This is a genomic window from Mesorhizobium xinjiangense (genome assembly GCF_009749525.1).
Lineage (GTDB): Bacteria > Pseudomonadota > Alphaproteobacteria > Rhizobiales > Rhizobiaceae > Mangrovimarina > Mangrovimarina xinjiangensis.
Genome location: NZ_WOAC01000019.1, coordinates 1 through 23,688, shown reverse-complemented (window position 1 = coordinate 23,688; position 23,688 = coordinate 1). Strand labels below are relative to the sequence as shown.

General features: G+C 64.3%; 27 protein-coding genes and 1 riboswitch. Of the genes, 12 read left to right on the top strand and 15 right to left on the bottom strand.

Annotation, left to right across the window (positions count from 1 at the left end; translation table 11 throughout):
- Window positions 1–47 precede the first annotated feature (47 nt).
- Entirely contained in the window at window positions 48–590 is a 543-nt protein-coding gene (gene hpt, locus GM909_RS19070) for a hypoxanthine phosphoribosyltransferase (RefSeq protein ID WP_157018777.1), read from the bottom strand.
- Entirely contained in the window at window positions 590–1,267 is a 678-nt protein-coding gene (locus tag GM909_RS19065; RefSeq protein WP_157018776.1) for a hypothetical protein, read from the bottom strand. Before GM909_RS19065 ends, hpt begins: the two co-directional genes overlap by 1 nt.
- A gap of 174 nt (window positions 1,268–1,441) precedes the next feature.
- Between GM909_RS19065 and ftsE the strand changes: the two genes are divergently transcribed.
- From ftsE to GM909_RS19040, 5 genes are all read left to right on the top strand, one after another.
- Window positions 1,442–2,101 carry a cell division ATP-binding protein FtsE gene (gene ftsE / locus GM909_RS19060; RefSeq protein ID WP_157018773.1) on the top strand — a complete coding sequence of 220 codons (660 nt, stop codon included), beginning with the start codon at window positions 1,442–1,444 and terminating at the stop codon, window positions 2,099–2,101.
- On the top strand, window positions 2,088–3,065 hold the full coding sequence (locus GM909_RS19055) for a cell division protein FtsX (protein WP_235911972.1): 978 nt from the start codon (window positions 2,088–2,090) through the stop codon (window positions 3,063–3,065). Before ftsE ends, GM909_RS19055 begins: the two co-directional genes overlap by 14 nt.
- A 97-nt stretch (window positions 3,066–3,162) precedes the next feature.
- A complete protein-coding gene (locus GM909_RS19050; RefSeq protein WP_157018772.1) occupies window positions 3,163–3,888 on the top strand; it encodes a YdcF family protein in 726 nt (241 codons plus the stop codon).
- 178 nt (window positions 3,889–4,066) lie between these two features.
- Window positions 4,067–4,879, top strand: a complete 813-nt coding sequence (locus GM909_RS19045; protein ID WP_157018770.1) for a lysophospholipid acyltransferase family protein — start codon at window positions 4,067–4,069, stop codon at window positions 4,877–4,879.
- 33 nt (window positions 4,880–4,912) lie between these two features.
- The gene (locus GM909_RS19040) at window positions 4,913–5,623 is read left to right on the top strand and encodes an HAD family hydrolase (protein ID WP_157018768.1); all 711 of its coding nucleotides are present in this window, start codon (window positions 4,913–4,915) and stop codon (window positions 5,621–5,623) included.
- A 106-nt stretch (window positions 5,624–5,729) separates the two neighbouring features.
- Here GM909_RS19040 and GM909_RS19035 read toward each other — a convergent pair whose 3' ends face one another.
- Window positions 5,730–6,272, bottom strand: a complete 543-nt coding sequence (locus GM909_RS19035) for a gamma-glutamylcyclotransferase (RefSeq protein WP_157018766.1) — start codon at window positions 6,270–6,272, stop codon at window positions 5,730–5,732.
- Window positions 6,273–6,342: 70 nt separating this feature from the next.
- Between GM909_RS19035 and GM909_RS19030 the strand changes: the two genes are divergently transcribed.
- Entirely contained in the window at window positions 6,343–7,329 is a 987-nt protein-coding gene (locus GM909_RS19030; protein ID WP_198174314.1) for a DUF2125 domain-containing protein, read from the top strand.
- Window positions 7,330–7,341: 12 nt separating this feature from the next.
- On the opposite strand, the gene GM909_RS19025 is transcribed toward GM909_RS19030, so the two are convergent.
- Window positions 7,342–8,277, bottom strand: coding sequence for a prephenate/arogenate dehydrogenase family protein (locus GM909_RS19025; protein ID WP_198174313.1), 936 nt, complete (start codon window positions 8,275–8,277; stop codon window positions 7,342–7,344).
- 3 nt (window positions 8,278–8,280) lie between these two features.
- On the bottom strand, window positions 8,281–9,384 hold the full coding sequence (hisC, locus tag GM909_RS19020; RefSeq protein WP_157018762.1) for a histidinol-phosphate transaminase: 1,104 nt from the start codon (window positions 9,382–9,384) through the stop codon (window positions 8,281–8,283).
- 80 nt (window positions 9,385–9,464) lie between these two features.
- Window positions 9,465–9,542, top strand: a riboswitch (SAM riboswitch).
- Window positions 9,543–9,595: 53 nt separating this feature from the next.
- Here hisC and metA point away from each other — a divergent pair.
- Window positions 9,596–10,522: a homoserine O-acetyltransferase MetA gene (gene metA, locus GM909_RS19015; protein WP_157018760.1), complete on the top strand. Its 927-nt coding sequence runs from the start codon at window positions 9,596–9,598 to the stop codon at window positions 10,520–10,522.
- Here metA and GM909_RS19010 read toward each other — a convergent pair.
- Window positions 10,471–11,319 (bottom strand): class I SAM-dependent methyltransferase, encoded by an 849-nt coding sequence (locus GM909_RS19010; protein WP_157018758.1) that lies wholly within the window; start codon window positions 11,317–11,319, stop codon window positions 10,471–10,473. The genes metA and GM909_RS19010 overlap by 52 nt on opposite strands.
- Before the next feature lie 107 nt (window positions 11,320–11,426).
- Here GM909_RS19010 and gloB point away from each other — a divergent pair, with 107 nt between their 5' ends.
- A complete protein-coding gene (gene gloB / locus GM909_RS19005; protein ID WP_157018756.1) occupies window positions 11,427–12,197 on the top strand; it encodes a hydroxyacylglutathione hydrolase in 771 nt (256 codons plus the stop codon).
- 5 nt (window positions 12,198–12,202) lie between these two features.
- The gene (locus GM909_RS19000) at window positions 12,203–12,622 is read left to right on the top strand and encodes a cupin domain-containing protein (protein WP_157018754.1); all 420 of its coding nucleotides are present in this window, start codon (window positions 12,203–12,205) and stop codon (window positions 12,620–12,622) included.
- Between the two features lie 36 nt (window positions 12,623–12,658).
- Here GM909_RS19000 and yddG read toward each other — a convergent pair whose 3' ends face one another.
- Both yddG and GM909_RS18990 read right to left on the bottom strand, forming a co-directional pair.
- Window positions 12,659–13,549 (bottom strand): aromatic amino acid exporter YddG, encoded by an 891-nt coding sequence (gene yddG, locus GM909_RS18995; RefSeq protein ID WP_157018752.1) that lies wholly within the window; start codon window positions 13,547–13,549, stop codon window positions 12,659–12,661.
- Window positions 13,550–13,580: 31 nt separating this feature from the next.
- Window positions 13,581–14,375 (bottom strand): DUF3108 domain-containing protein, encoded by a 795-nt coding sequence (locus tag GM909_RS18990; protein WP_157018750.1) that lies wholly within the window; start codon window positions 14,373–14,375, stop codon window positions 13,581–13,583.
- A gap of 263 nt (window positions 14,376–14,638) precedes the next feature.
- Between GM909_RS18990 and rpmB the strand changes: the two genes are divergently transcribed.
- Entirely contained in the window at window positions 14,639–14,935 is a 297-nt protein-coding gene (rpmB, locus tag GM909_RS18985) for a 50S ribosomal protein L28 (protein ID WP_157018748.1), read from the top strand.
- A 72-nt stretch (window positions 14,936–15,007) separates the two neighbouring features.
- A complete protein-coding gene (locus tag GM909_RS18980) occupies window positions 15,008–15,625 on the top strand; it encodes a queuosine precursor transporter (protein ID WP_157018746.1) in 618 nt (205 codons plus the stop codon).
- A 4-nt stretch (window positions 15,626–15,629) separates the two neighbouring features.
- Here GM909_RS18980 and GM909_RS18975 read toward each other — a convergent pair whose 3' ends face one another.
- From GM909_RS18975 to GM909_RS18955, 5 genes are all read right to left on the bottom strand, one after another.
- The gene (locus GM909_RS18975) at window positions 15,630–16,610 is read right to left on the bottom strand and encodes an esterase-like activity of phytase family protein (protein WP_235911971.1); all 981 of its coding nucleotides are present in this window, start codon (window positions 16,608–16,610) and stop codon (window positions 15,630–15,632) included.
- A 77-nt stretch (window positions 16,611–16,687) separates the two neighbouring features.
- A complete protein-coding gene (gene cobT / locus GM909_RS18970) occupies window positions 16,688–18,580 on the bottom strand; it encodes a cobaltochelatase subunit CobT (RefSeq protein ID WP_157018744.1) in 1,893 nt (630 codons plus the stop codon).
- A gap of 3 nt (window positions 18,581–18,583) precedes the next feature.
- Entirely contained in the window at window positions 18,584–18,931 is a 348-nt protein-coding gene (locus GM909_RS18965; protein WP_157018742.1) for a GFA family protein, read from the bottom strand.
- A 17-nt stretch (window positions 18,932–18,948) separates the two neighbouring features.
- Window positions 18,949–19,935: a cobaltochelatase subunit CobS gene (gene cobS / locus GM909_RS18960; RefSeq protein WP_157018740.1), complete on the bottom strand. Its 987-nt coding sequence runs from the start codon at window positions 19,933–19,935 to the stop codon at window positions 18,949–18,951.
- A gap of 85 nt (window positions 19,936–20,020) precedes the next feature.
- Window positions 20,021–20,641: a J domain-containing protein gene (locus tag GM909_RS18955; protein WP_157018737.1), complete on the bottom strand. Its 621-nt coding sequence runs from the start codon at window positions 20,639–20,641 to the stop codon at window positions 20,021–20,023.
- A 122-nt stretch (window positions 20,642–20,763) separates the two neighbouring features.
- Between GM909_RS18955 and GM909_RS18950 the strand changes: the two genes are divergently transcribed.
- Window positions 20,764–21,066: a BolA family protein gene (locus GM909_RS18950; RefSeq protein ID WP_157018735.1), complete on the top strand. Its 303-nt coding sequence runs from the start codon at window positions 20,764–20,766 to the stop codon at window positions 21,064–21,066.
- 33 nt (window positions 21,067–21,099) lie between these two features.
- Here the strand turns inward: GM909_RS18950 and GM909_RS18945 are convergent, their stop codons facing one another.
- Both GM909_RS18945 and GM909_RS18940 read right to left on the bottom strand, forming a co-directional pair.
- Entirely contained in the window at window positions 21,100–22,113 is a 1,014-nt protein-coding gene (locus tag GM909_RS18945; RefSeq protein WP_198174312.1) for a DUF4424 domain-containing protein, read from the bottom strand.
- 95 nt (window positions 22,114–22,208) lie between these two features.
- Window positions 22,209–23,315, bottom strand: coding sequence for a transporter substrate-binding domain-containing protein (locus GM909_RS18940; protein WP_235911970.1), 1,107 nt, complete (start codon window positions 23,313–23,315; stop codon window positions 22,209–22,211).
- Window positions 23,316–23,688 lie beyond the last annotated feature (373 nt).

Here is a 23,688-nt window from a genome sequence, read left to right as displayed (position 1 = left end):
GAAATCTTTCGGTTCCCTGAACGCCGCCGCGATCTGCGCACAAAGAATCAGGCCTCGCCCCTCACCACGCCGACGAAGGGCAGTTCGCGGAACGCGTGGGCGACATCCATTCCGTATCCGACGACGAAATAATCGGGGCATTCGAAGCCGACATAATCGGCGTCGATCTCGGTCTGGCGCCGCGTGCGCTTGTCGAGCAGCACCGCGATCGAGACGCTCTTGGCGCCGCGCGACACCATGAGTTCGCGCGTGAACTTCAATGTCTTGCCCGACTCCAGAATGTCGTCGATCAGGAGAACGTCGCGCCCGCGCACGTCGTTGTCGATGTCGCGCAGCACCTTGACCTCGCCGCTGGTCGTACCGGACCCGTAGGAAGAGATGAAGATGAACTCGACCTCCGGCTCGACGCCAGCATCATGCATGGCGCGGATGAGATCGGCGGCAAAGATGAAGGAGCCCTTGAGAATGGAGATGACCAGCAGGTTGTCGTAATCGCGCGCCGCGATGTCCTTGGCCAATTCGAGATTGCGCCTGGCAATGGCGGATGCGCTGAACAGCATCTCGATATCTTTTCCCCGCACGACAGGCATCACTCGGCCTTCCCTTGTTCGATCGTCACAGACAGGCTCGCCACGCCCGAAAGGGGCGCCGCCAGCCGGCTCGCAAACGCCAGTGCCTCACCCGGCGCTATGCGTGCCATGCCTGTATCAAGAAGATGGCGCCTTGTCTTGCCATCCTTGCCGTTGATCGTGAACAAAAGGACCGGAGCGTCGCGAGAGACGGCACCATCCGTGTTGACCACCTGACCTTCCACGACAAGCCAGTGCCTGCCCTGGGCGTTCTGCAGGCGTGTTGTCAGATCGTCCACCCGCAAGGCGGGAGCGGGCGTTTCGCGCGGCAGGACGGCGTGGGCCCGGCCGAACAAGGCATGTCCTCCCGAAGCCCAGAACGCCGCCAGGACGACGATGACGCCGAACATCCAGAAAGAAGGGCGCAGCCTCGCGGCGCCGCCTGCCGCCCTGTCGGCACCGGCTCGAAGAAGCACGGTCATGCCGCCCTGCGGCGTATCGGGCTTGGCGGCCTGCGGACGATGAGGCCTATTGCCGGCACGCGTGTTGCCCGCACCGTTTTGCGGCCCCAAGGTCTCGAATTCGGCATCGACGATATCGGCATCGACGATGCGCGACGCCGCCGCGGGCCTAACCCCGCGCGCGGCGCGGGACACGATTTCGCCCGAGACGGGGCGCAAACCATGATCTTCAGCCATGCGGCGCGGCAATCCTTTCGCGTACCCCTTGGAAGAAGTAAATGGAAATGGTTAATGCTTCGCTGCCATTGTGCGAATCCCGAACGATCGGCAAAAAGTTAACCGAGCGTTAACCACACGAAAATCATGGTCTGACGAACAGGCCAGAACCCACAAGCCAGGGCCGCAGACGTCGTGATCCGTTTCGAAAATGTCGGGTTGAGATACGGAATGGGACCGGAAATCCTCCGGGACATTTCGTTCCACATCCCAAAGAAGTCGTTCCAGTTTCTCACCGGCCCTTCTGGCGCCGGCAAGACGACGCTCCTGCGCCTGCTGTTCATGGCCCTGCAGCCGACACGCGGGCTGATCACCGTTTTCGGCAAGGACCGTTCGCTGATCACGCAGCGCGAACTGCCGCTCATTCGTCGCAAGATCGGCGTGGTGTTCCAGGATTTCCGTCTTCTCGACCATATGACGACCTATGAGAACGTGGCCTTGCCGTTGCGGGTGCGCGGGCGCGAGGAGGCAAACTATCGCAGCGACGTGGTGGAGCTTTTGAAATGGGTCGGGCTCGGCGAACGCATTCATGTTCTGCCGCCGGTGCTCTCGGGCGGCGAGAAGCAGCGCGCGGCGATCGCCCGCTCGCTCATCGAGCAGCCGCAGATCCTGCTCGCCGACGAGCCGACGGGCAATGTCGACCCGCCGCTGGCGCGCCGTCTCCTGCGCCTGTTCATCGAACTCAACCGGGCCGGCACGGCGGTCGTCATCGCCACCCACGACCTCAACCTGATGGACCAGGTCGACGCGCGGCGCATGGTGCTGGCCAATGGGAGGCTCGATGTCCACGATTGAGTCCACCCTGACCCGGCTGAAGCAAGCCAGGCAACAGCACACGCGCCGCCGTCAAGCGCCGATCGTGCCGGCGCAGAATATCGCCGGCCAGGCGCTCGTCATCGTTATCGCCATCATGACCTTCCTGTCCTGTCTGACACTCGGCGCGGTCACGCTCGTGCGCGACTCGGCCAATGTCTGGCAGACCCAGATCGCACGCGAGGCGACCATCCAGATCCGCCCCGACGAGGGCGTCGACATGGAAGCGGCGCTGGCCGGCGCCGCCGGCGTTGCCGAGCGCTTCGACGGAGTGAGCGAGATCTCGATCGTCGACCGGGAGGCGACGGCGCGGCTTCTCGAACCCTGGCTCGGCTCGGGGCTCGACATCGACGAGCTTCCGGTGCCGCGCCTCGTCATCGTCACCATCGACGAGAGCGCGCCGCCGGACTTCGCCGCCATGCGCGAAGCGCTCGCCGCCGAGGTGCCGAGCGCCAGCCTGGACGATCACCGCAACTGGGTCGACCGGCTCGTCTCCATGGCCAGGACGACGGTAACGATCGGACTGGGCATTCTCGTGCTGATGCTGTCGGCCACCGTGCTCACCGTCGTGTTTGCCACGCGCGGCGCCATGTCGGGCAACGGCCATATCATCGAGGTGCTGCATTTCGTTGGCGCCGAGGCGCGTTTCATCGCGCGCGAGTTTCGCCGCCATTTCCTGTTGACGGGCATCAAGGGCGCGGCTGCAGGCGGCCTGGCGGCCATCGTCGTCTTCATCCTTTTCGGATGGTGGTCGTCGCGCAACATGGCCACGCCCGAAGCCGCCCAGGCAACGGCGCTTTTCGGAAATTTCGCCATCGGCGCGAGCGGCTATGCCGGCGTCGTCCTCATCGTCGGCCTCATCTCGGCGCTGACGGCGGCCACGTCGCATTTCACCGTGGTCATGCATATCGACAAGATCGACATCGGCGGCGCCGATCATGGCTGATTCTCGCAAAGCGCGACCGGGCGTAACCAATTTTGTACGGTTCGGCCGCACATATCTATCCCGCGCCGCAATTGACGGGTATCAATGAGTCATGGCCATGAGCGAACGGCTGCGCGACAGTGCTGATTCGGCTGGGATCGCAGCGCAAGATGATGCGCACGCGTCCAGGCGCCCACGCACGCGCAATGCGATCCGTGTAGCGCTAGCGGCCGTTTCCTTGCCTCTCATTGCCTTCGTCGCCGGTTTTGCCTGGTTCACCAATGAGGTGAGCCTGCTGAAACCCCCGAGCGAGCCGGTGCAGGCCGACGCCATCATCGTTCTCACGGGCGGCCAGTCGCGCCTCGGCGCGGCCCTCGACCTTCTGAAATCGGGCAAGGGTGAGAGGCTTCTCATCAGCGGCGTCAGCCCGATCACCCGGGCGGGCGATCTGCAGCTTGTCACGGGTGCCGAGGAAGCGCTGTTTTCGTGCTGCGTCGACATAGACCGCTTGGCGCTGGACACGGTGGGCAACGCGGCCGAAAGCGCCAAATGGATGCACGAGCACGCCTATAAGAGCCTCATACTCGTGACCAACAACTACCATATGCCGCGCAGCCTGCTCGAGATGCGGCGCTATCTCAAGGACGCCGCCCTGCAGCCCTATCCGGTCGTCAACAGCCCGATCGATGACGGTAGCTGGCTGCGCAAGCCCGACGCCGTGCGCGTGCTGTTCACCGAATACACCAAATTCCTCGCCGCCATCATGCGCCGTGCCTTCGTTCCCGACGTCGAAGCTCCGCCGAAGGGGATCACCATCGTCGATGCGCGCGCGGCAAGCGGCTGAAGCCGTCTGCTTTTCACCGGTTTTCCTTTTGCCATCGCGGTGATACCAACGAACGCGTCTACTGGCGCATCGGCCCGCAATCCGAAATCGGTGTTGGGGCGCCGCAATGTGCTGTTTCAATAAAATGCAGCGCCCTTGTACGTCCCGGATACATGGCGCTGCCGGCGGGCAACTAAACATGATCCTCGTACGGTCGCTGGCGTTCAACATAGCCTTCTATTCGAACCTGGTCGTCCAGATGATTGTCTGGACGCCCTTCTACTTCCTCTCGCCGCGCCGCATTGCCTGGTTCGTGCCGAAATTCTGGTCGCGCAGCAGCCTCTGGCTGCACCGGGTCATTGCCGGAACGAAGGCCGAGATCACGGGTGTCGAAAACCTTCCGGAGGGGTCCTTCATCCTGGCGCCGAAGCACCAGTCCTTCTGGGACGCGATCGCCTTCTTTCCGTTTCTCAACGATCCGCTTTACATCCTCAAGCGCGAGCTGACCTGGATCCCCTTCTTCGGCTGGTACGTCATGAAAATGCGCATGATCCCGGTCAATCGCGGAAATCGCTCCAAGGCGCTCAGGCAGGTCGTGCGGGCAACGCGGGAAGAGTTTGCACGCAATCCGCGCCAGCTGATCATCTATCCCGAGGGGACGCGCCGCGCGCCGGGCGACAGGCCGAACTACAAATGGGGTATCGTGGAACTCTATTCCGAGCTCGGCGTGCCCGTGGTTCCCGTTGCCCATGTGGCCGGGCTCTATTGGCCGCGGCGCAAGTTCCTGCGGTTTCCCGGCACCATCAAGGCACGCTTCCTGAAACCCATACCCCCCGGTCTCGACAAGGAAGCATTCATGGAACGGCTGATCGAGGAAACGGAAGCGGCCGTCGATGCGCTGCTTGTCGATGCCGCCCGCCGGCCCGACGCGCCGCCCCTGCCGGAGACGGCCAGGGCGCGGCTGACCGAACTCGGCGTCACCCTCGACGACCGGCAGACCGCCGGGGCGTGAGGAGCCCTCGAAATCCGGCAAGGAGGAGCCGACATGTCCGGCAGACCGCCAGCACTTTCTACGATCGGTTTCGACGCCGACGACACGCTGTGGCAGAACGAGCGCTTCTTCCGCATGACGGAGGCGCATTTCTCCGAATTGCTCGCAGGCTATGCCGAGGCGGACCATCTGTCGGAGCGGCTGCTCGCCGCCGAAAAACGCAATATCGGCAGCTACGGATTCGGCATCAAGGGTTTTACCCTGTCGATGATCGAGACAGCCATCGAGGTTACCGACGGCAAGGTCCCGGCCAGGGTCATCAACGATATCCTGACGGCCGGACGCGATATGCTTTCCCATCCCGTGGAGACCCTGCCGCATGCGGCCGAGACGCTCGAGCGACTGGCGCGCTCCTATCGCATCGTGCTCGTCACCAAGGGCGACCTGTTCGACCAGGAACGCAAGCTCGCCCAGTCCGGGCTCGGCGACTTCTTCGATGCCGTGGAGATCGTCTCCAACAAGACCACCGCGACCTATGAGCGCGTCTTCGTGCGCCACGGCGACGGGGCGCAATGCGCGATGATGGTCGGCAACTCGCTGAAATCGGACGTCCTGCCGGCCATCGATGCAGGGAGCTGGGGCGTCCACGTGCCGCACGACCTCACCTGGGCGCTCGAACAGGCCGAAGCGCCACGGAAGGCTGCGCGCTTCCGGCGCATCGACCATCTCGGCCAACTGCCCGACCTCATCGCCGCGCTCGCCTGATCGCCGACAGGCATGTCCCGCCCAAACGGAATCGTTTGAGCGAACGCGCGCTTGAGCAATTCCAGGAGAAGTGGAAGCCGGTTCTCCGTCCGGAATTGCGTCAAATCTAAGTCGCCCGCGCAGTTTTCATCGCGGGAGGAAGACGCTTTGCCACATCTTCCAGCCAGTGATCGCGTATGCCCAGCGCCTGGAGATGATCGACCGTGTTGCAGACATATTCCTCGTTGGCGCCGGACTGGCCGATCGACCCGCTCACCATGGCGGCCGCATGGACGGCGTCGAGATGGCCGGCATATTGCTCATGCCGCCGGTCGACCACATAGGACACCGCGTCGATCTTTTCTCCGCCTTCCAGGCGCACCGACAACAGCCGTTCCAGATAGACGTTGGTCACCAGCTCGCGCTCGCGCAGATAGGCCAGCACCTCGCCCTGCAACTCGCCGGGCACGCGAAAGGCCATGCCGACGCACGAGCCGCCATAGTCCAGCCCAAGCACCAGGCCCGGCCGGTCCGGTGTGCCGCGATGGACGAAGGAGCGCACGCAAAGCGCGCGCCGATAGCCATGAAGCCGGGCACGCCGCGTCTCCGTGTGAGCGAATCCGGGCCGCCACATCAACGAACCATAGCCAAAGACCCAAAAATCGCCCATATCGATGCACCACCATCTGCATTGTCCCGCCGGCATGGCCGGCCGACCGTGGCGTAGCGAGGGAGTGAGCATGCCGTCAAGCAAGGGCCAGACAAACCACGCGCGCCGCCTCCTCTGGCTGGCGCTCGCAATTGCCGCCGTCATCGCCGCCTATACCGGCATCTGGTTCCATATGGCGCGCCAGCTCGAAGCCAGAACCGTCGCGACATTGGCCTCCCTGGCCGGCAGCGGCGCCACAGCCGAATGCGAAAAGCCGGCGGCGCGCGGCTATCCCTTCCGCCTCGGCCTGTTCTGCGACAGCGCCAACTATCGCGACGGCGACGGCAGGCTGGCGGTCAAGGCCAGCGTCCTGCGCTCGGCCGCGCAGATCTACGATCCCCGCCAGATCGTCGGCGAACTCGGCATCGTGGAAGCCACCTTTGCCGCCAATCCCGCAGCCGGCGTCGTCGACATGCACTCCGAGGACGTGCGCTTCAGCGCCCGTCTCGACAGTTCGTTTCCCGAGCGCGCCTCGCTCGAGGGCAGCAACCTGTCATTTGCCAACGGCGTCGATATCGCCAAGGCCCGCTCCGCACAGTTGCACATGCGCCAGAACGGTTCCGATCTCGATCTGGCCTTCCGCTTCACCGGCCTCGATCTGCTGCCAGCCCTGCTGGAAGGCCGCAGCGTCACCCTGCCGGAAGGAAACGGGGTGTTCACGCTGACCGACGGAATGGCGTTGACCGCACGGCAGACGCCGCACAGTCTGCGCGGGCAGAGCGGCATCGTCCGGGGGCTGGAGATCTCGACCGGAGAGCAGTCCGGTCTCGCGGTATCGGGGCCCATTTCGGTCGACGAGGACGGGCTGATCGACGCCGAACTGCGCATTGCGGTAACCAACCCCGAAGAGGTCGGCCGGTTCCTTGGCGGGATCTTTCCGGAAAACAACCGGCAGATCGCACAGGCCATGGCCGGCCTGACGCTGCTCGGCGATTCGCCCAGCCTTCCGCTCAACATCACGAAGGGAAAGGCGCAGATCGCCTTTGTCAGGCTGGGGACATTGCCGCCCGTCGATTGATCCGCGGCGCGCTCACTCCTGCTCGGGATGCGTTGCCACGTGGCGCCCGAAGTCGGGCAGGTCGACCTCCTGGCCGGCCTCGATGATCGAGCGGCGAACGGCGCGCGTGCGCGTGAACAGGTCGAAGAGAGCATCGCCGTCGCCCCAGCGGATGGCCCGCCTGAGCGCGGTAAGGTCTTCGGAAAACCGCGCCAGCATCTCCAGGATCGCGTCCTTGTTGTGCAGGCACACGTCGCGCCACATGGTCGGGTCGGAGGCGGCAAGCCGCGTAAAGTCGCGAAAGCCCGAGGCCGAATATTTGATCACCTCGGATTTCGTCACCGTCTCCAGGTCGTCGGCCGTGCCGACGATGTTGTAGGCGATGATGTGCGGCAGATGCGACACGATCGCCAGCACCATGTCGTGATGCTCCGGATCCATCGTGTCGACCTTCGAGCCGCACGCTTCCCAGAACCGTGCAAGCCTGCCGATCGCGGCCTCGTCCGTGCCCGGCACCGGGGTGAGAATGCACCAGCGGCCCTCGAACAGATCGGCGAAACCGGCGTCCGGGCCGGAATGCTCGGTGCCGGCAATCGGATGGCCGGGGATGAAGTGGACGCCTGCCGGAATATGCGGCGCCATCTGCGAGACCACCGAACGCTTGGTCGAGCCGACATCGGTGACGATTGCCCCGGGTTTAAGCGCCGGAGCGATCTGCTCGGCAATCGCGCCCGAGGCGCCGACGGGCACGGCGACGATGACGAGATCGGCATCGCGCACCGCTTCGGCGGCGTCGGTCGTGTAACTGTCGCCGAGGCCGAGTTCGAGGGCCCGCGCCAGCGTCGGCTCGCTGCGTGTTGCAATCGCGATGTGCCCGGCCAGCCCCTGCTCGCGCATGACGCGCGCGAGCGAGGAACCGATGAGACCGATACCCACCAGGGCGACCCGTTCGAACATGGGTTGGCTCATGGTTCAGGCTTTCAGGAATTCGGCAAGCGCCGCCACCACGCCGCGATTGGCCTCTTCCGTGCCGATCGTCATGCGCAGCGCATTCGGGAACCCGTAGGCGCCCACCCGGCGCAGGACATAGCCGCGCCCGGCCAGATAGTCGTCCGCCATGGCGGCCGAGTGCGTCTCGTCATCCGGGAAATGGATCAGGATGAAATTGCCGACGCTCGGCGTGACGCGCAGGCCGAGCGTGCGCAATTCCTCGCTCACCCAGGACAGCCAGCGCTCGTTGTGCTCCACCGAGGTCTGGACATGCGCCTGATCGCGGATCGCCGCCGTGCCTGCCGCAATCGCCATGGCGTTGACATTGAACGGGCTGCGCACGCGGTTGAGCGCGTCGATGACATGCGCCGGGCCGTAGAGCCAGCCGATGCGCGCGCCGCCGAGCCCGTGCACCTTGGAGAAGGTGCGCGTCATGACGACGTTGTGCGACGAGGAGACGAGCTCGATGCCGGCCTCGTAATCGTTGCGCCGGACATATTCGGCATAGGCCGCGTCGAGCACCAGAAGCACGTCTTTCGGCAGGCCCGCGTGCAGGCGGCGCACCTCCTCGAACGGGATATAGGTGCCAGTCGGATTGTTCGGATTGGCGAGGAAGACAATCCTCGTCTTCTCCGTCACCGCGGCCAGGATCGCGTCGACATCGGCCGTCTCGTCCATCTCCGGAGCCACGACCGGCACGCCGCCGGCCGCCTGGATATAGATGCGGTAGACGAGAAAGCCGTGCTCGGTGAAAAGGCCCTCGTCGCCCGGCTGCAGATAGGTCTGCGCCAGAAGCTGGATGACCTCGTCGGACCCGTTTGAGCACACGATGTTGGCCGGGTTCAGCCCATGGACCTCGCCGATCGCCTGGCGCAGGCTGGTCGCCGCGCCATCGGGATAGAATTCGAGCATGCCGGCTGCCTCGTGCACCGCCTCAACCGCCCGCGGCGAGGCGCCCAGCGGGTTTTCGTTGGAGGAAAGCTTGTGCACCTTGGCCACGCCGTCCGGCGCCGCGCTCTTGCCGGGCACATAGGCGGCGATATCCATCACACCGGGTTTCGGCTCGGGACGCAGCGGCTTGGTCATCTCAGAAAATCCTTTGAAAGGGGCGGCTTCCTCTAGCAAAGCTTTGCCATTGACGCAAAGCCTGCCCGCCGATAAATACTGTTGAACTCCGTGGTGATTTGGCCGGTCGGCTTGCAGCCACGTTAAACAACTCGCTAAAAGGCCGCGAGAAGCAAATCTGCTGAAGCCGGCTGCGAGTTTCGCCGCCGGTTTTTTATTTGGAGCTTCTTCGATGCCGATCAAGATTCCCGACCAGCTTCCTGCCCGCGACATACTGGTGCGCGAGGGCGTGTCGGTCATGGGCGAGCAGACGGCGCTGCGCCAGGACGTCCGTCCGCTGCAGATCGGGCTCTTGAACCTCATGCCAAACAAGATCCGCACGGAGACGCAGATCGCCCGGCTGATCGGCGTTACCCCGCTGCAGGTGGAACTCACCTTGATACGCATCGGCAACCACACGCCGAAGAACACGCCGGAGGATCATCTGATCTCTTTCTACCAGACGTGGGAGGAAGTGGCGGAGCGCAAGTTCGACGGCTTCATCGTCACCGGCGCGCCGGTCGAGCTTCTGCCGTTCGAGGACGTCACCTATTGGGAAGAGCTCAGGCGCATCTTCGATTGGACGACATCAAACGTCCATTCCTCCTTCTTCATCTGCTGGGGTGCGATGGCTGCCGCCTGGCACTTCCACCGCATTCCCAAATATGCCTTGGAGAAAAAGGCCTTCGGCGTCTTCCGTCACCGCAACAACGCGCCGGCTTCGCCCTATCTCGCCGGCTTCTCGGACGATTTCGCCATTCCCGTCTCGCGCTGGACCGAGATCCGCTCTGCCGACATTCCCCCCGACGAAGGGCTGGAGGTGCTGATGGAATCCGACGAGACCGGCCCCTGCCTCTTGACCGAGGCGGCGGGCAACCGGCTCTACATGTTCAACCATATCGAATACGATTCCACCTCGCTGAAGGAAGAGTACGACCGCGACGTCGCCGCCGGCGTGCCGATGGCAGTGCCGCACAACTACTACCCGCAGGATGATCCACGCAGCCGGCCGCTCAACCGCTGGCGCTCGCACGCCCATCTCCTGTTCGGCAACTGGATCAATCAGGTCTACCAGACCACGTCCTTCGAGCTGGACGAGATCGGCGGGCGGGTGCCGTAAAAGTTCGGGCGGCGCACCGGCGCCGCCTCGCTCCAGCTTGCCCCTGCCCGCAGCAGACGTCCGCGCGCCGCGCCGGCTGCCCCATGCGGCGAAAGCACCGGCACGAAAACGCGGCGCGAGGCGCGCTGCGCCACCGGCAGGCCCTGATAGAGCCGCTTCTGCGCCTCGATCACGATGACGCCGGCAAAGATCGGCCACAAGCGGCGCCCGGCGCGCTCGAATATCTGATGCAGGCGCATCATCCAGCGCCGGTTCGACGGGGGGAACAGCAAGGCCTCGCTCGATGCGGCCGGCGTGAAATTGGCTTCCCGCAGAAGCGCGGTGATCTGGCCGCGCGACCACGGACGCCCGGTGCCGAAGGGAGTGTGCTCGAACCTCGCCCACATGCCGCGCCGGTTGGGCACGACGACGACCAGCCGGCCGCCCGGCGCCAGCACGCGCCAGGCCTCCATCAGCGTCTCGCGCGGATTTTCGGCGTGTTCGAGCGCGTGCACCATGAGAATGCGGTCGATCGAGGAATCGAACAGCGGCATTTCCTCGTCGAAGACCAGCGCGGCGGCCGAGGGCCCCGCCTGGGGCCAGCGGACCGCGCCCTGCGTCGCCGGCATGAAGGCGAAGACGCGTTCGGCGTCCGCCCCGAACCGCTCCAGCCAGGGCAGCGTGTAGCCGAGACCGATCAGCCGCTCGTTGGGAAGCTGGACCCAGATCTTCGACAACGCCATGGTGATGGACCGCTCGGCCAGCCGGCCCAGCAGCGAGGCGTAGAAGGCGCGCAGATCGACGATATCGGCATACATGGCGCGGACGGTATCCGCGAAGCATGTGGACTGCAAGGAACTGCTCGTTGGCGGGTGACAGGACCTCGCCGCCGCCCTATCGTCAGCCCGACAGGAGGTGCGAGCCAATGCCCATAGAGATCGAGCAATTCATGTGCCGCAGCGACAATTTCGGCGTCCTGCTGCACGACACCGAAAGCGGCGAGACGGCGCTCGTCGACGCGCCGGAGGAACGGGCGATCCTGGAAGCGGTCGCGCGGACCGGCTGGCAGCCGACGGTGATCCTGACCACGCACCATCACGGCGATCACGTCGAGGCCAATCTGGCGCTGAAGGAACGTTACGGCCTGAAGATCATCGGCCCGCGTTCCGAAGCCGCCAAGATCCCCGGCATCGACGAGCAGGTCGATGACGGCGGCAGCTTCGACTTTGCCGGCCACAGGGTCGACGTGATCGAGACGCCCGGCCACACCGCCGGCCATGTCTGCTACCATTTCCCCGACGACAAGATCGCCTTTACCGGCGACACGCTGTTCGCTCTCGGCTGCGGCCGGTTGTTCGAGCGCAAGGCGCCGGACATGTTCGCCTCGCTCGAAAAGCTCACCGCCGCACTGCCGCTCGACACGTCGATCCATTGCGGCCACGAATACACCCAGGCCAATGCCCGCTTCGCGCTGACGGTCGATCCGACCAATTCGGCCCTGAAGACACGTGCCGAGGAGATCGACGCGCTGCGCGCCGACAACAGGCCGACCCTGCCGACGACCATGGCGCTGGAGATGGCGACCAATCCCTTCCTGCGCTGGCACGATCCCGTCATCCGGCGCAATCTCGGCATGGAAAGCGCCAGCGACGTCGAAGTATTCGCCGAAATCCGCAAGCGCAAGGACATCTTTTGAGCCTCATGGACGCTCGTGACATCATCGCGGCCCTCGGCATGCAGCGCCATCCCGAGGGCGGCTGGTACACGGAAACATTTCGCGACCCGGCCGGCGGCGAGCGCGGCCATTCCACGGCGATCTATTTCCTGCTCGAAGCGGGAGACGTCTCGGCCTGGCACCGCGTTCGCGACGCCGTCGAGGTCTGGCACTACCATGCCGGCGCGCCGCTCGAACTCGCCATCAGCGAAGACGGCGTGCAGCAACGCGACCTTGTCCTCGGTCCCGATCTGGCGGCAGGCGCGCGCCCGCAGATCGTCGTGCCGGCCAACGCCTGGCAGTCTGCCCGAAGCCTTGGCGACTGGAGCCTGGTCGGCTGCACCGTAGCGCCGGGCTTCGTCTTCTCCAGTTTCGAGATGGCGCCGCCGGACTGGCGGCCAGGATAATCCAACCGCCCATCGCTTCGCCGACGGGAGCCGGCATCAGGCGTTGGCCCGGCGCCGCTTGCGCGCGGAAAACAGCATGTTCTTGGCCGCCAGCGCGGCACCGAGTGTGATAAGCAGGCAGGCTGCCAGGATATGCACCGTCGGCTCGGCGAAGCCGAAGGCGATCAGCACCAGGGTCGACAGGAGCGGCGCGGCATAGCTCGATGCACCGAGCACCTGGATGTTGCCGCGCTTGACGCCGTAGTCCCAGGTATAAAACGCCGCGCCCACCGGCATCAGGCCGAGACCGAGCACGGCGAGCCACTGGCCGGCATCCTGCGGCCAGACGGTTTTCTCCAGCATCAGATGACAGGCCAGCGAGAGGATGGCGCTGGCCGCGCAAAACCAGGTGACGATGCTCGTCGGAACCGAGGCGAAGCGGCGCGACAGAAGCGAATAGGACGACCAGAAGATGGCACACCCGCCAGCCATCGCATAGCCGAAGGCATAGCGGCTGTCGAAGGCCAATCCGCCGCCCCGGGTGACGATCAGGAAGGTGCCGGCAAGCCCGAGCAGGGCGCCGGCGACATGGTGCCAGCCGAGCCGCTCGCCCGGCATCAGCGCCGATCCCAGAACGATCAGCAATGGCCACAGATAGGCGATCAGGCTGGCCTCGACGGCCGGCGCGTTGCGCAAGGCGGTGAAGTAGAGAAAGTGGTAGCCGAACAGTCCGCCTATCCCGACGAGCCAGACGGCGGGCGGGATCGACGCGCCGCGCTCGCGTGGCTGGCGCGAGACAATGCGTGCCAAAAGCCCGACCAGCGTGCCGACGAAAAAGCTCATGGCCGACAGCTGGAACGGGGGCACCTCGCCGGACGCGTCGGTGAACAGCGCCAGAAGCGCCCACATGACCACCGCTGTAAAACCGACGAGCGTCGCCTGCCCCATACTTCCTCCGGGGCCGCTCGCGCAATGGCCCTTATCTGACCGGCTCGAAGCGCCGCGCCTTCACATGCACGGTGCCGATCTTCGTCGCCACCGATGCTTCCACCGGCGCATATATACCGGTCGAGCCGACCGGCGCAAAGGCGATCAGGATGCGCCTCGAGTTCCTCAGATACTCGATCGAGCTGTGGCCCTTGCGATAGCCGGCGACCGGCACGAAACGGGCGCTGCAGGTGACGGTCCCGCCGGAATAGCCGGGTACGTCGATGCTGCCCGGGCCGGCCGGGGCAAGATGGATGTCGGCCCTGAGCGCCCCGTCGAAAAACCGCACCGTGCGCCGGCAGACATCGGCCGGGCGGGCAGCCGGCACCAGCGTGGCAGAAAGCGGATCGGCAACGGCGGCGAGCTGGCTCCTTGAAACAGGAACCCAGCCGTCGCGCTTGGTGTTGACGGGCGGCCTGTTGACCGCCCTGGCCACCCGGCCGCCGGAAAAGTTGATCGTCGTGCGCTTCTTCTTGTCGCCCGAGACATAGGACACGTCATAAGCGGCAGGATAGACGCGACCCTTGTTGAACCGGCCCGAGACGACCGTCGTGCCGCGCGTGTCGTCGAATATCCGGGCAATGCCGGCGCTCGACAGCGACCCCTTGATGTCGAAACGATCCGGCGTGATCGTCGAGATGAATTGCGAGCGCGCGATCACCAGCCCGTAGATCGACACGACATATTCGGAACGAATGGCCTCGGCGGACGCGGCACGGGCGGGCAGGCCGGAAACGGCGAGCGCCAGGGCAGTGAGCCCTGCAAGGCAGGAAAGGCTGCGTGTCATACGCCACGTCCCGATGCGCGCCGCGAACCTGCGACGTAAAGTCCTTTTCGCCCTATCGTTGCCAAATCCGGCGAATATATGGATATAGGGGTGGATTTGGGCGCCAACATGCACGCGTCTTGCCCGCAAATGCTTGACGCTGGCGCAATTTGCCACTATGGAACGCCGACTTTTTCCGAAAGGCCGCCTGTCATTGCGCGCGCGCCACATCAATCTGGTGTGGCTTTGTCAATTGGCCCGGCGTCAAACCGAAGGTAACGATCATGTCCCGCGCTTGCGAACTGACATCCAAGGCCGTTCTGTACGGCAACAATGTAAGCCACGCGAACAACAAGTCGCGTCGCCGTTTCCTGCCCAATCTCGTCAATGTGACGCTGATGTCGGAAGCCCTTGGCCAGAACGTGCGTCTGCGCGTCTCGGCCAGCGCTCTGCGTTCGGTGGAGCATCGCGGCGGTCTCGATGCCTTCCTGACCAAGGCTGATGCGAAGGAATTGTCGCAGCGTGCGCGCCTGCTGAAAAAGCAGATCGCCAAGAAGCTGGCGGAAGACGCCGCAGCCTGATTCGACCGGCCATTTCGTCGCGCGGCGGGCTTCCGGGCCCGCTCGACTGGTTCCATCACCCAGGATAAAAAAATGTCCCGTACACAGAATATTCTGCCGTTCATCGCGGCCATGGCGGCCATCGTCGTCGCCTCCAATTATCTCGTCCAGTTTCCTTTCCGCCATCTTGGCCTGCAGGATCTCCTGACCTGGGGCGCCTTCACCTATCCGGTCGCCTTTCTGGTCAACGACCTGACCAACCGGCGTTTCGGCCCGGCTGCGGCGCGCAAGGTCGTCTTTGTCGGCTTTGCCATTGCCGTCGTCCTGTCGGTCTGGCTCGCCTCGCCGCGGATCGCCATCGCCTCCGGATCGGCCTTCATCGCCGCCCAGCTTCTGGACGTCACCATCTTCGACCGGCTGCGCGGCAATGCGTGGTGGCACGCGCCCTTCATCTCGACGATCGTCGGCTCGCTGCTCGACACCGTCCTGTTCTTCTCGCTCGCCTTTGCGTCCGTCTTCAGCGTCCTCGACACGGGATTCGGGCTGGAAGACGGCTCGCTCGGCTTCGCCGTGCCCTTCCTGGGCGGCGAGGCGCCGCTGTGGGTGTCTCTGGCGCTCGGCGACCTCTGCGTAAAGATCCTGGTCGGGCTCGCAATGCTGGCGCCCTACGGCGCGCTTCTGTCGGTTCTCAAGCCTGCGCCGCAGAGCTGACCGGTCACTCGCCGTCCAGCCGGAACTCCAGATAGAGATTGCGCTGCAGGATCGAGTGGTTGTCGTCGGAAACGATCGACACCATGGTGGCGCCGTCGGCGCGCCGCCACACGTCGAGCCCTTCCATATTGTCGATCTGGTAGCTCATGTCGGCGGTCAGCAGGACCGGCCCGTCGGCAAGCATGCCGGGTCGAACGCTCTCGCCCTTCAGCCGGCGCAGGCGCATCGCCACGCCGCTGGCCACCGAGAAGCTGCGCTCGAGAACAAGAAGGTCTCCATCCGGCAGGAAGGCGCCGTCGGTGATGTCGAAGGCGTCTTTGCGCGCGACCTTGAAGATGCCTTTCTGCGGCCCTTCGATGATGGTCGCGAAGACATTGCCTTGCGTGTCGATGCTGCGCTCCGAAATCACCACTCGCGCCCCGGCAAGCGGCCCGTCATCCGGCGCGATAGCGATCGTCTCGATGCCCTTGTTGCGCCTGAGCTCTTCGGCCGGAATGAGAAAGGGCAGGCTGCGTAGCTCCGCCCCCATGCCCTCGCGCGCCAACCGGAATTCGGCCAGTTTGTGCTCGCGCTCGAAACTCACCGTCGCCACGTCGCCTCTGACCGCGATGCCCTCGGCGTCGGTGAACCATTTCTCGCCGATGACGTCGCCCGATTTGTCGAGCATCGGCTGCATCGAGAAGTCAGCCAATCCCAGGGGTCGTCCTTGCGCGTCGTGCACGACCCGTCCGAAATACCAGAACCCGTTGTCCGACACGCCGGCGAAGCTCGTTCCCGGTTCGGTGAAGCTGAAGCCGGAGAGCGAGCCGAAGTCGCGGGCATAGGAGGTCATTTCCAGCCCGCCGACGAACTGCAGCGGACCGAAGCGCGTCTCGTCGGATCCGATACGGAAAGCGCGGATCGGGCGGCTGCGTATCTCCATCGCCTCCGGAGGATTTTCGGCCGATGCAGGCGATGCAAGTACGCCGATTGCGAGGGCGGCCAAGACGATGTGCAGTATGGGAGTGGACACCCCCTTTTGACCTGGGTCAGAACGGGGTCCGAAAAAGCAAACGACCCTTTTCACCCGGTCCTCAGCGTTCGCCGGTGCTCACGCGTCGACTCTTCGCCGAACAGGGCGGCAAGCTGCTCGGTCATCGCGCCGGCCAGTTCCTCCGCGTCGACGATCGTCACCGCGCGGCGATAATAGCGCGTCACGTCATGGCCGATGCCGATGGCCAGCAGTTCCACCGGCGAACGTGTCTCGACCAAATCGATGACGGCGCGCAGATGGCGCTCGAGATAATTGCCGGGATTGACCGAAAGGGTTGAGTCGTCGACCGGCGCGCCGTCGGAGATCATCATCAGGATCTTGCGCTGCTCGCGCCGATGCACCAGCCGCTGATGGGCCCACAACAGCGCTTCGCCGTCGATGTTCTCCTTCAACAGCCCTTCGCGCATCATCAGGCCGAGATTGCGCCGGGCGCGCCGCCAGGGCGCGTCGGCGCTCTTGTAGACGATGTGGCGCAGATCGTTGAGGCGCCCCGGATTGGCCGGCTTGCCTTCCTTCAGCCATGTCTCGCGCGCCTGGCCGCCCTTCCATGCACGCGTCGTGAAGCCGAGGATCTCCACCGAAACGCCGCAGCGTTCCAGCGTCCGCGCCAGAATGTCGGCGCAGGTCGCCGCAACCGAGATCGGACGGCCGCGCATGGAGCCCGAATTGTCAATGAGCAGCGTGACGACCGTGTCGCGGAAATTGGTGTCGCGCTCCTGCTTGAACGACAGCGGCTGCATCGGGTCGATGACGATGCGCACAAGCCGCGCCGAGTCGAGATAGCCCTCTTCGAGGTCGAAATCCCAGGAGCGGTTCTGCTGCGCCATCAGCCGCCGCTGCAGACGGTTGGCCAGCCGTCCGACCACGCCCTGCAGGCTTGCAAGCTGCTTGTCGAGGAAGGCGCGCAGACGCTCCAGTTCCTCTTCGTCGCACAATTCCTCCGCACCCACGGTCTCGTCGAACCGGGTGGTGTAGATCTTGTAGTCGAAATCCGGCGGCAACTGCGTGTAGGGAAGATCGGGACGTTTCGTCTCGCCGGGCGTCTCGGCGTCGGCGTCGTCGTCTTCCATGATGTCGTCGGCCGAGGCATCGTCGGCGTCGGTCTCGCCGCTTTCCTGCTCCTCGCTCGTTGCATCCTGGTCCTCGCCCTGGGACCGGTCGGAGCCTTCGTCGTCCTCGCCCTCGTCCTCCGACTGATCCTCGCCCTCAGGCTGGTCGTCGTTCTCCTCGCTTTCATCCGACTGCTCGTCCTCGCCGAGCTCGTCGGCCATTTCCATCGCAGCCAGCATGTCGCGCACGACGCGGGCAAAGGCGTTCTGATCGTCGATGCTGCCGGCCAGCCCGTCGAGGTCTCTGCCGGCCTTCTCCTCGATCCAGCCGCGCCACAGATCGACCACGCTCTGCGCGCTCTTGGGCACCGGGCGCCCGGTCAGGCGCTCGCGCACCATCATCGCCACCGCTTCCTCGACCGGCGCGTCGGCCTGCTCGGTGACGCCGGCGAGATTGGCCTTGGCGTACTTGTCTTCCAGCATGACGGAAATGTTGTCGCCGACGCCCTTCATGCGCTTGGCGCCGATCGCCTCCACGCGCGCCTGTTCCACCGCATCGAATATGGCCCGCGCCTGCTTGCCGTCCGGTGCCAGGCGGCTGTGGACGGCGTTGTCGTGGCAGGCGCGGCGCAGCGCCATGGAATCGGCCAGCCCGCGCGTCACCCCGACATCGGTCTCGCTCGGCCGGCGGGGCAGATCCGGCAGTCGGGCATGGCTGCCGGCAAGCGCCGGCTTGTCCTTGGAGAACGCGACCTCCAGCTCGTGATCGCCGGAAATGGCGCGCGTGCAGGCCGTCAGCGCCCGCTTGAAGCTTTCATTGTCGCTGGCCTTGTTCGGCTTGCTGCCGCGAATATTGTCGCCGGGTCCCGCCATATCCTACCGCGAGCGCCCGTCGAACATTGTCGGCTGCAAGGCGTCCAGGTCGATGCCGTCGACGCATCTCAGATTGATCGCCGCCATTTCGGTTCCGTCGGGCATCGCGCCATAGGCGAACGCCTCCATGCCGCAGTTGCGGCAAAACAGATGCTCGATCTTGTTCGTATTGAATCGGTAGGACGTCAACTCCGCCTCGCCCGACTGCAAGTTGAAGTTGCCGCGCGGCGTGAATGCGAGAATGCTGCCGCGCTGCGCGCAATAAGAGCAGTTGCAGGTGATCGGGCTCGACAGATCGACCTCGACGTCGAACCGGACACGTCCGCAGTGGCAACTCCCTTCATAGCGCATGGTCGACACCTCTTTTATCAGGCCAGCACCACGTTGGCCGCCGATTCCCTGAGTTCCTCGCCAAATGCACGCTGATAGAACTCTGCCACCACCGTACGCTCCAGTTCGTCGCATTTATTGAGGAAGGTAAGCCGGAAGGCATGGCCGACATCGCCGAATATCTCGGCATTTTCGGCCCAGGTGATGACGGTGCGCGGGCTCATCACCGTGGCGAGATCGCCGTTCATGAAGGCCGAACGCGTCATGTCGGCCACCCGCACCATCTTGTTGACGATGTCGCGGCCTTCCTCGTTGCGATAGTGCTTGGCCTTGGCCAGCACGATCTCCACCTCGTTGTCGTGCGGCAGATAGTTGAGCGTGGTGACGATCGACCAGCGGTCCATCTGCGCCTGGTTGATCTGCTGGGTGCCGTGATAGAGCCCGGTCGTGTCGCCAAGGCCCACCGTGTTGGCCGTGGCGAACAGACGAAAGGCGGGGTGCGGGCGAATGACCCGGCTCTGGTCGAGCAGCGTCAGCCGGCCCGACGATTCCAGCACCCGCTGGATGACGAACATGACGTCCGGACGGCCGGCGTCGTACTCGTCGAAGACCAGCGCCACATTATGCTGATAGGCCCAGGGCAGAATGCCGTCGCGGAATTCGGTGATCTGCTTGCCTTCCTTGACCACGATGGCGTCCTTGCCGACGAGGTCGATACGGCTGACATGGCTGTCCAGATTGACACGCACGCAGGGCCAGTTGAGGCGTGCCGCGACCTGCTCGATATGGGTCGACTTGCCGGTGCCGTGATAGCCCGAGATCATGACGCGGCGGTTGTAGGCGAAGCCGGCCAGGATGGCGAGCGTCGTCTCCTTGTCGAACAGATAGTCGGGGTCGACGTCCGGCACATGCGCGTCGGCCACCGTGTAGGCCGGCACGACCATGTCCGATTCAAAGCCGAATATCTCCTTCACCGAGGCCGTCGTATCGGGAAGATTTGCGATTTCGCGATCGATCTTGTTCATCATGCCTCCAGCGCGCCGAACCCGTTTTCGGCCGTCGCCGTTTTCGTTTTCGAGTTTCGGGGGGTGTCCTTATCAGAGGACGCGCTCAACAGAAACCGGATTGTTTGAGCACACGGTAGGCCTGGATCACATCGCGAAACCGGTCTTCCGAACCCCGGTCGCCGCCATTCGCATCGGGATGGTGGCGTTTTACCAGTTCCTTATAGCGTCCCTTTATGTCGGCGCCAGTCGCATTCGCATCCAGGCCAAGCGTTTCCAGCGCCTTGGCCTCAAGCGCCTTGGGCCGGCGGGCGGGGCGCTTTGGCGCCTCATGGTCCGTTTCGCCGAAAAGGTTGAAGGGATCGCGCACCCGGCTGTAATAGCCGGCCCGGCCCGAGCGCTTGTGGGCAATGTCGGGGCTCGTGCGCGCCTTGCCGTTGACGCCCATCGCCCAGGTGGGACGATGGCCGGTCATCGCCTCCTTCTGGAAACGCGCGACATCTCCGTCGGCGAGACCGGAGAAATAGTTGTAGCCCTTGTTGTACTGGCGAACGTGATCTAGGCAGAAGCGGAAATACTCGCCCTCCTTCATCCGCCCCACCGGCGCCTTGTGCAGGCCGGGTTCGGAACACCCGTCCCACTGGCAGCGCGGCGCGTGCGACTTCACCTCTGCATCCTTTTCGCCGCGGATGCGGATCCTGTCGAATATTTTCGAGTCGAGTTTCATTGACGACGATTATGGATGCTTCGCACTGGGAAACAAGAATTGACATTTCGGGAAGGTTCGCCCTAACCCCTGATTTGAACGCTGCGGGCGAAGAAGTCCTTATATGGTGGGAGCAAGCGCCAATGTCCATCCATTCCGAGATCGAGGCCAAGCTGAAGGCGCGCTTTGCGCCCGAAAGGCTCGAGGTCATCAACGAAAGCCATCTGCATGCCGGCCACCATCACGTCGCCGCAGGCCATGAAGAGGTCTTCGACGGCACCGGCGAGACGCATTTTCGCGTGCGCATCGTGGCGTCGGAATTCAGTGCCATGAGCCGGGTGGAGCGTCACCGCGCCGTCAATGCGCTGCTTGCGCCGGAACTCGAGGCCGGGCTTCATGCCCTCGCCATCGAGCCCGCCGCGCCCGGCGAAAAGACACGCTGGTAGGCGGACGGGGCAACCGAGCCTGCGCCGTCGCTGCTACCCCTCAAAGACGACGAAACGGATATCGTCCTTCGGCGTAAAATCCTCCTGCTTCAGTTCGAAGGTCGTCGGCCCCGTCTTCTTGAGCCCGTGCATGCACAGGGACAGGACGGCGTGCGGCTTCTCCTTGTCGATCGTCAGGTGGAACTTCTCGATCGGCCCCTTCCAGTTGGCGCCGGTGGTGAGAACGTAGCTCACCTCGATGGGCGCAAGACCCGGGGCCAGGTCGGGATCCTTGTGCGCCGCCGCCCGGGCCTGCTTGAGGAGCCGGCGGACACCGCCCTTGCCTTGATCGTCCAGGCAGTAGGCCTCGTAGTCATCGAACTGCTGCTCGTCCTCGAAACTCGACACGCCGCCGACGATCGGCTTGTAGCGGTGATCGACGGTGATGGTCTTGCCGGCGGGGAAGGTCTGCTCCCAATGGAAGGCTGCGCTGAGGCTCCAGCTGGGGCTGAAATCGGCCGAACGGTCGTTGGGATCGTCCGCTTCGACGTCGAAAAGCCCTTCCTTGACGAGATGTTGCCAGACATTGTCCGGCAGGGCGCGGGCCTTTTCGTCCCAATCGGGCAGGTGCGAATTGACCGGCAGGCCGGCCTTCTGGAGCTCGGCAGTGACGTCGCTGCCGTCATCGGCGATCGCCTTTTGCTCCAGCTGCGGCCGAACCCGCTCTCCATCGACCGCGACATGGAAATCGACGAAGTTTTCCTGATCGGGCGCCGGCAGAAACACGATTGCATATGCGCTCTGATCGACGTCGGGCAGCGGAAAGGCGACCCTCGTCGTGATGTCGTGATCGGCCTCGTTGCGAAAGCTGTATCGCACGCGGACCTCGCTCGGCGACACATAGAGGTCCTCGCTGGCCATCACGATATCCTCCGACGTGGTGAGCTCGAGCCCGCCGGCGCCCAGCACGGCGCTGGTGTCGTTGGCGTGAACGGGCCAGGAGGCCGCCGCGAGAATAAAGGGGATCGCCAGTGTCTTGAGGCCCGTCAGTTTTGCGTCCATCATCATTGTCTCTCTCTGCCTCTGCCCTGAAAACCCGGCCGGGACGACGGCACGCAGGCGGCAACCGCCATTCGCTCGAGCCTGGTTCCCGTCTCTTCCGGTCATGGAGTGCTTCCGAAATACCGGCTGCGCAATCTTTCGACAGTCCCGTCTTCGATGAATTCCAATAGCCGCAAGGTGACGGGATGCGTCAGGTCGCTGTCGTGCAAGAAGGCGAAGCCATACTTGTCCGGATGGAAGATGTTGCCCACCACGGCGACATCGTCCCCGACGTTCTCATGGGCGAAATGTTCCAGGATGGGCGCATCGCCGACGATCGCCTCGACGGTCCCCGCATTCATCGCCGCGGCCGCCGCATCGATATCCGAATAGGACCGCGATGCGATGCCGAGCTCCGTAACATAGTCCTCGGCAACGCTCCCGGTGAACACGCCGACGGTCTTGCCCGGCAGATCCGCAAGCGAGTGGATGCCGCTTTCCAGCGATACCGTCGTCATGACGCTCGTCACCGATGAGGTGATGTAGGCGACCACGCCGACCCCGACGACCAGCCAGGCGGCCTGCCAGAAGCGGCCAAGCCAGCCGAACAGGTTCTTGCGCGCGGCGCGGCCGGCGGTCGCCACCGAGACGACATGGTAGAAGCTCTCGGCAACGCCATCGCGCCAGCGCTTGGGAAAAGCCGGATCGAACTTCCGGTCGAACAGGGTCAGCCCGATCGTTCCGGCCACGATGACGAGCAACAGCCACGCATAGGCCCGCAGATGGCCCGCATTGCCAAGCCCGGAGACCACGCTCCAGAACCCGCCCGTCCCCTCCTGCGGCACCATGATCCGCAGCCCGGCATCGTACCAGGGCTGCGTGAAGGCGATCCGCTCGGCCCGGTTGCGCGTGATCGTCAGATTGGTGACGGCGGCATCGATTTCCCCGTCGCGGGTGGCGTTGACGAGATCGCGGATGGTTGGATAGGCGACGTAGCGCGTGGCCAGGTTCAGCTTGCCTGCAATAGCCTCCCACAACTCGATCGCCATACCGTCATACGTGCCGTTCTGCGCAACGACGAAGGGCGGACTGACATAGACGCCGACATTGACGGCGCCGGGCGCCGGCTCGGTTTCGGATTGCGCGATCGCGGCCTGCGGCACGAGCAGCAAGATCATCAGGGCCAGCGCTGCCGCGCCGGGCATCAGCGCCGCGCAGGGCGCGCCCAATCGCCGCAACGCTGCCGGAGCCGGAAAGACGAAAGCTACAGAATGAAAGTGCCGCATTCTCACTCTCTTGAGCATGTCCCGCTCAAACGGAATCGTTTGAGCGAAAGGCACATGCTCCAGCATATTGACCTGGCGCGCATATCTTCGCTTCAAACCTTTCCGTTTGAAGCGAACGTGCGCTAGGTGATCGCGTTTGCGGCAGCTGCGACGAGCCACCGGCAAGGATGGCCGCTCCTGAAAGAGCGTCTCACCCAGGATTGCAAATTAGCATACCAATAGACAACACTGTCCTTCCCGAGAGAAGGGTGACAGTTCATTCCGGAGACATGGGTAACACTTCTTGGCCTTTGCGAGGAGAGCAAAGGTGCCTTGG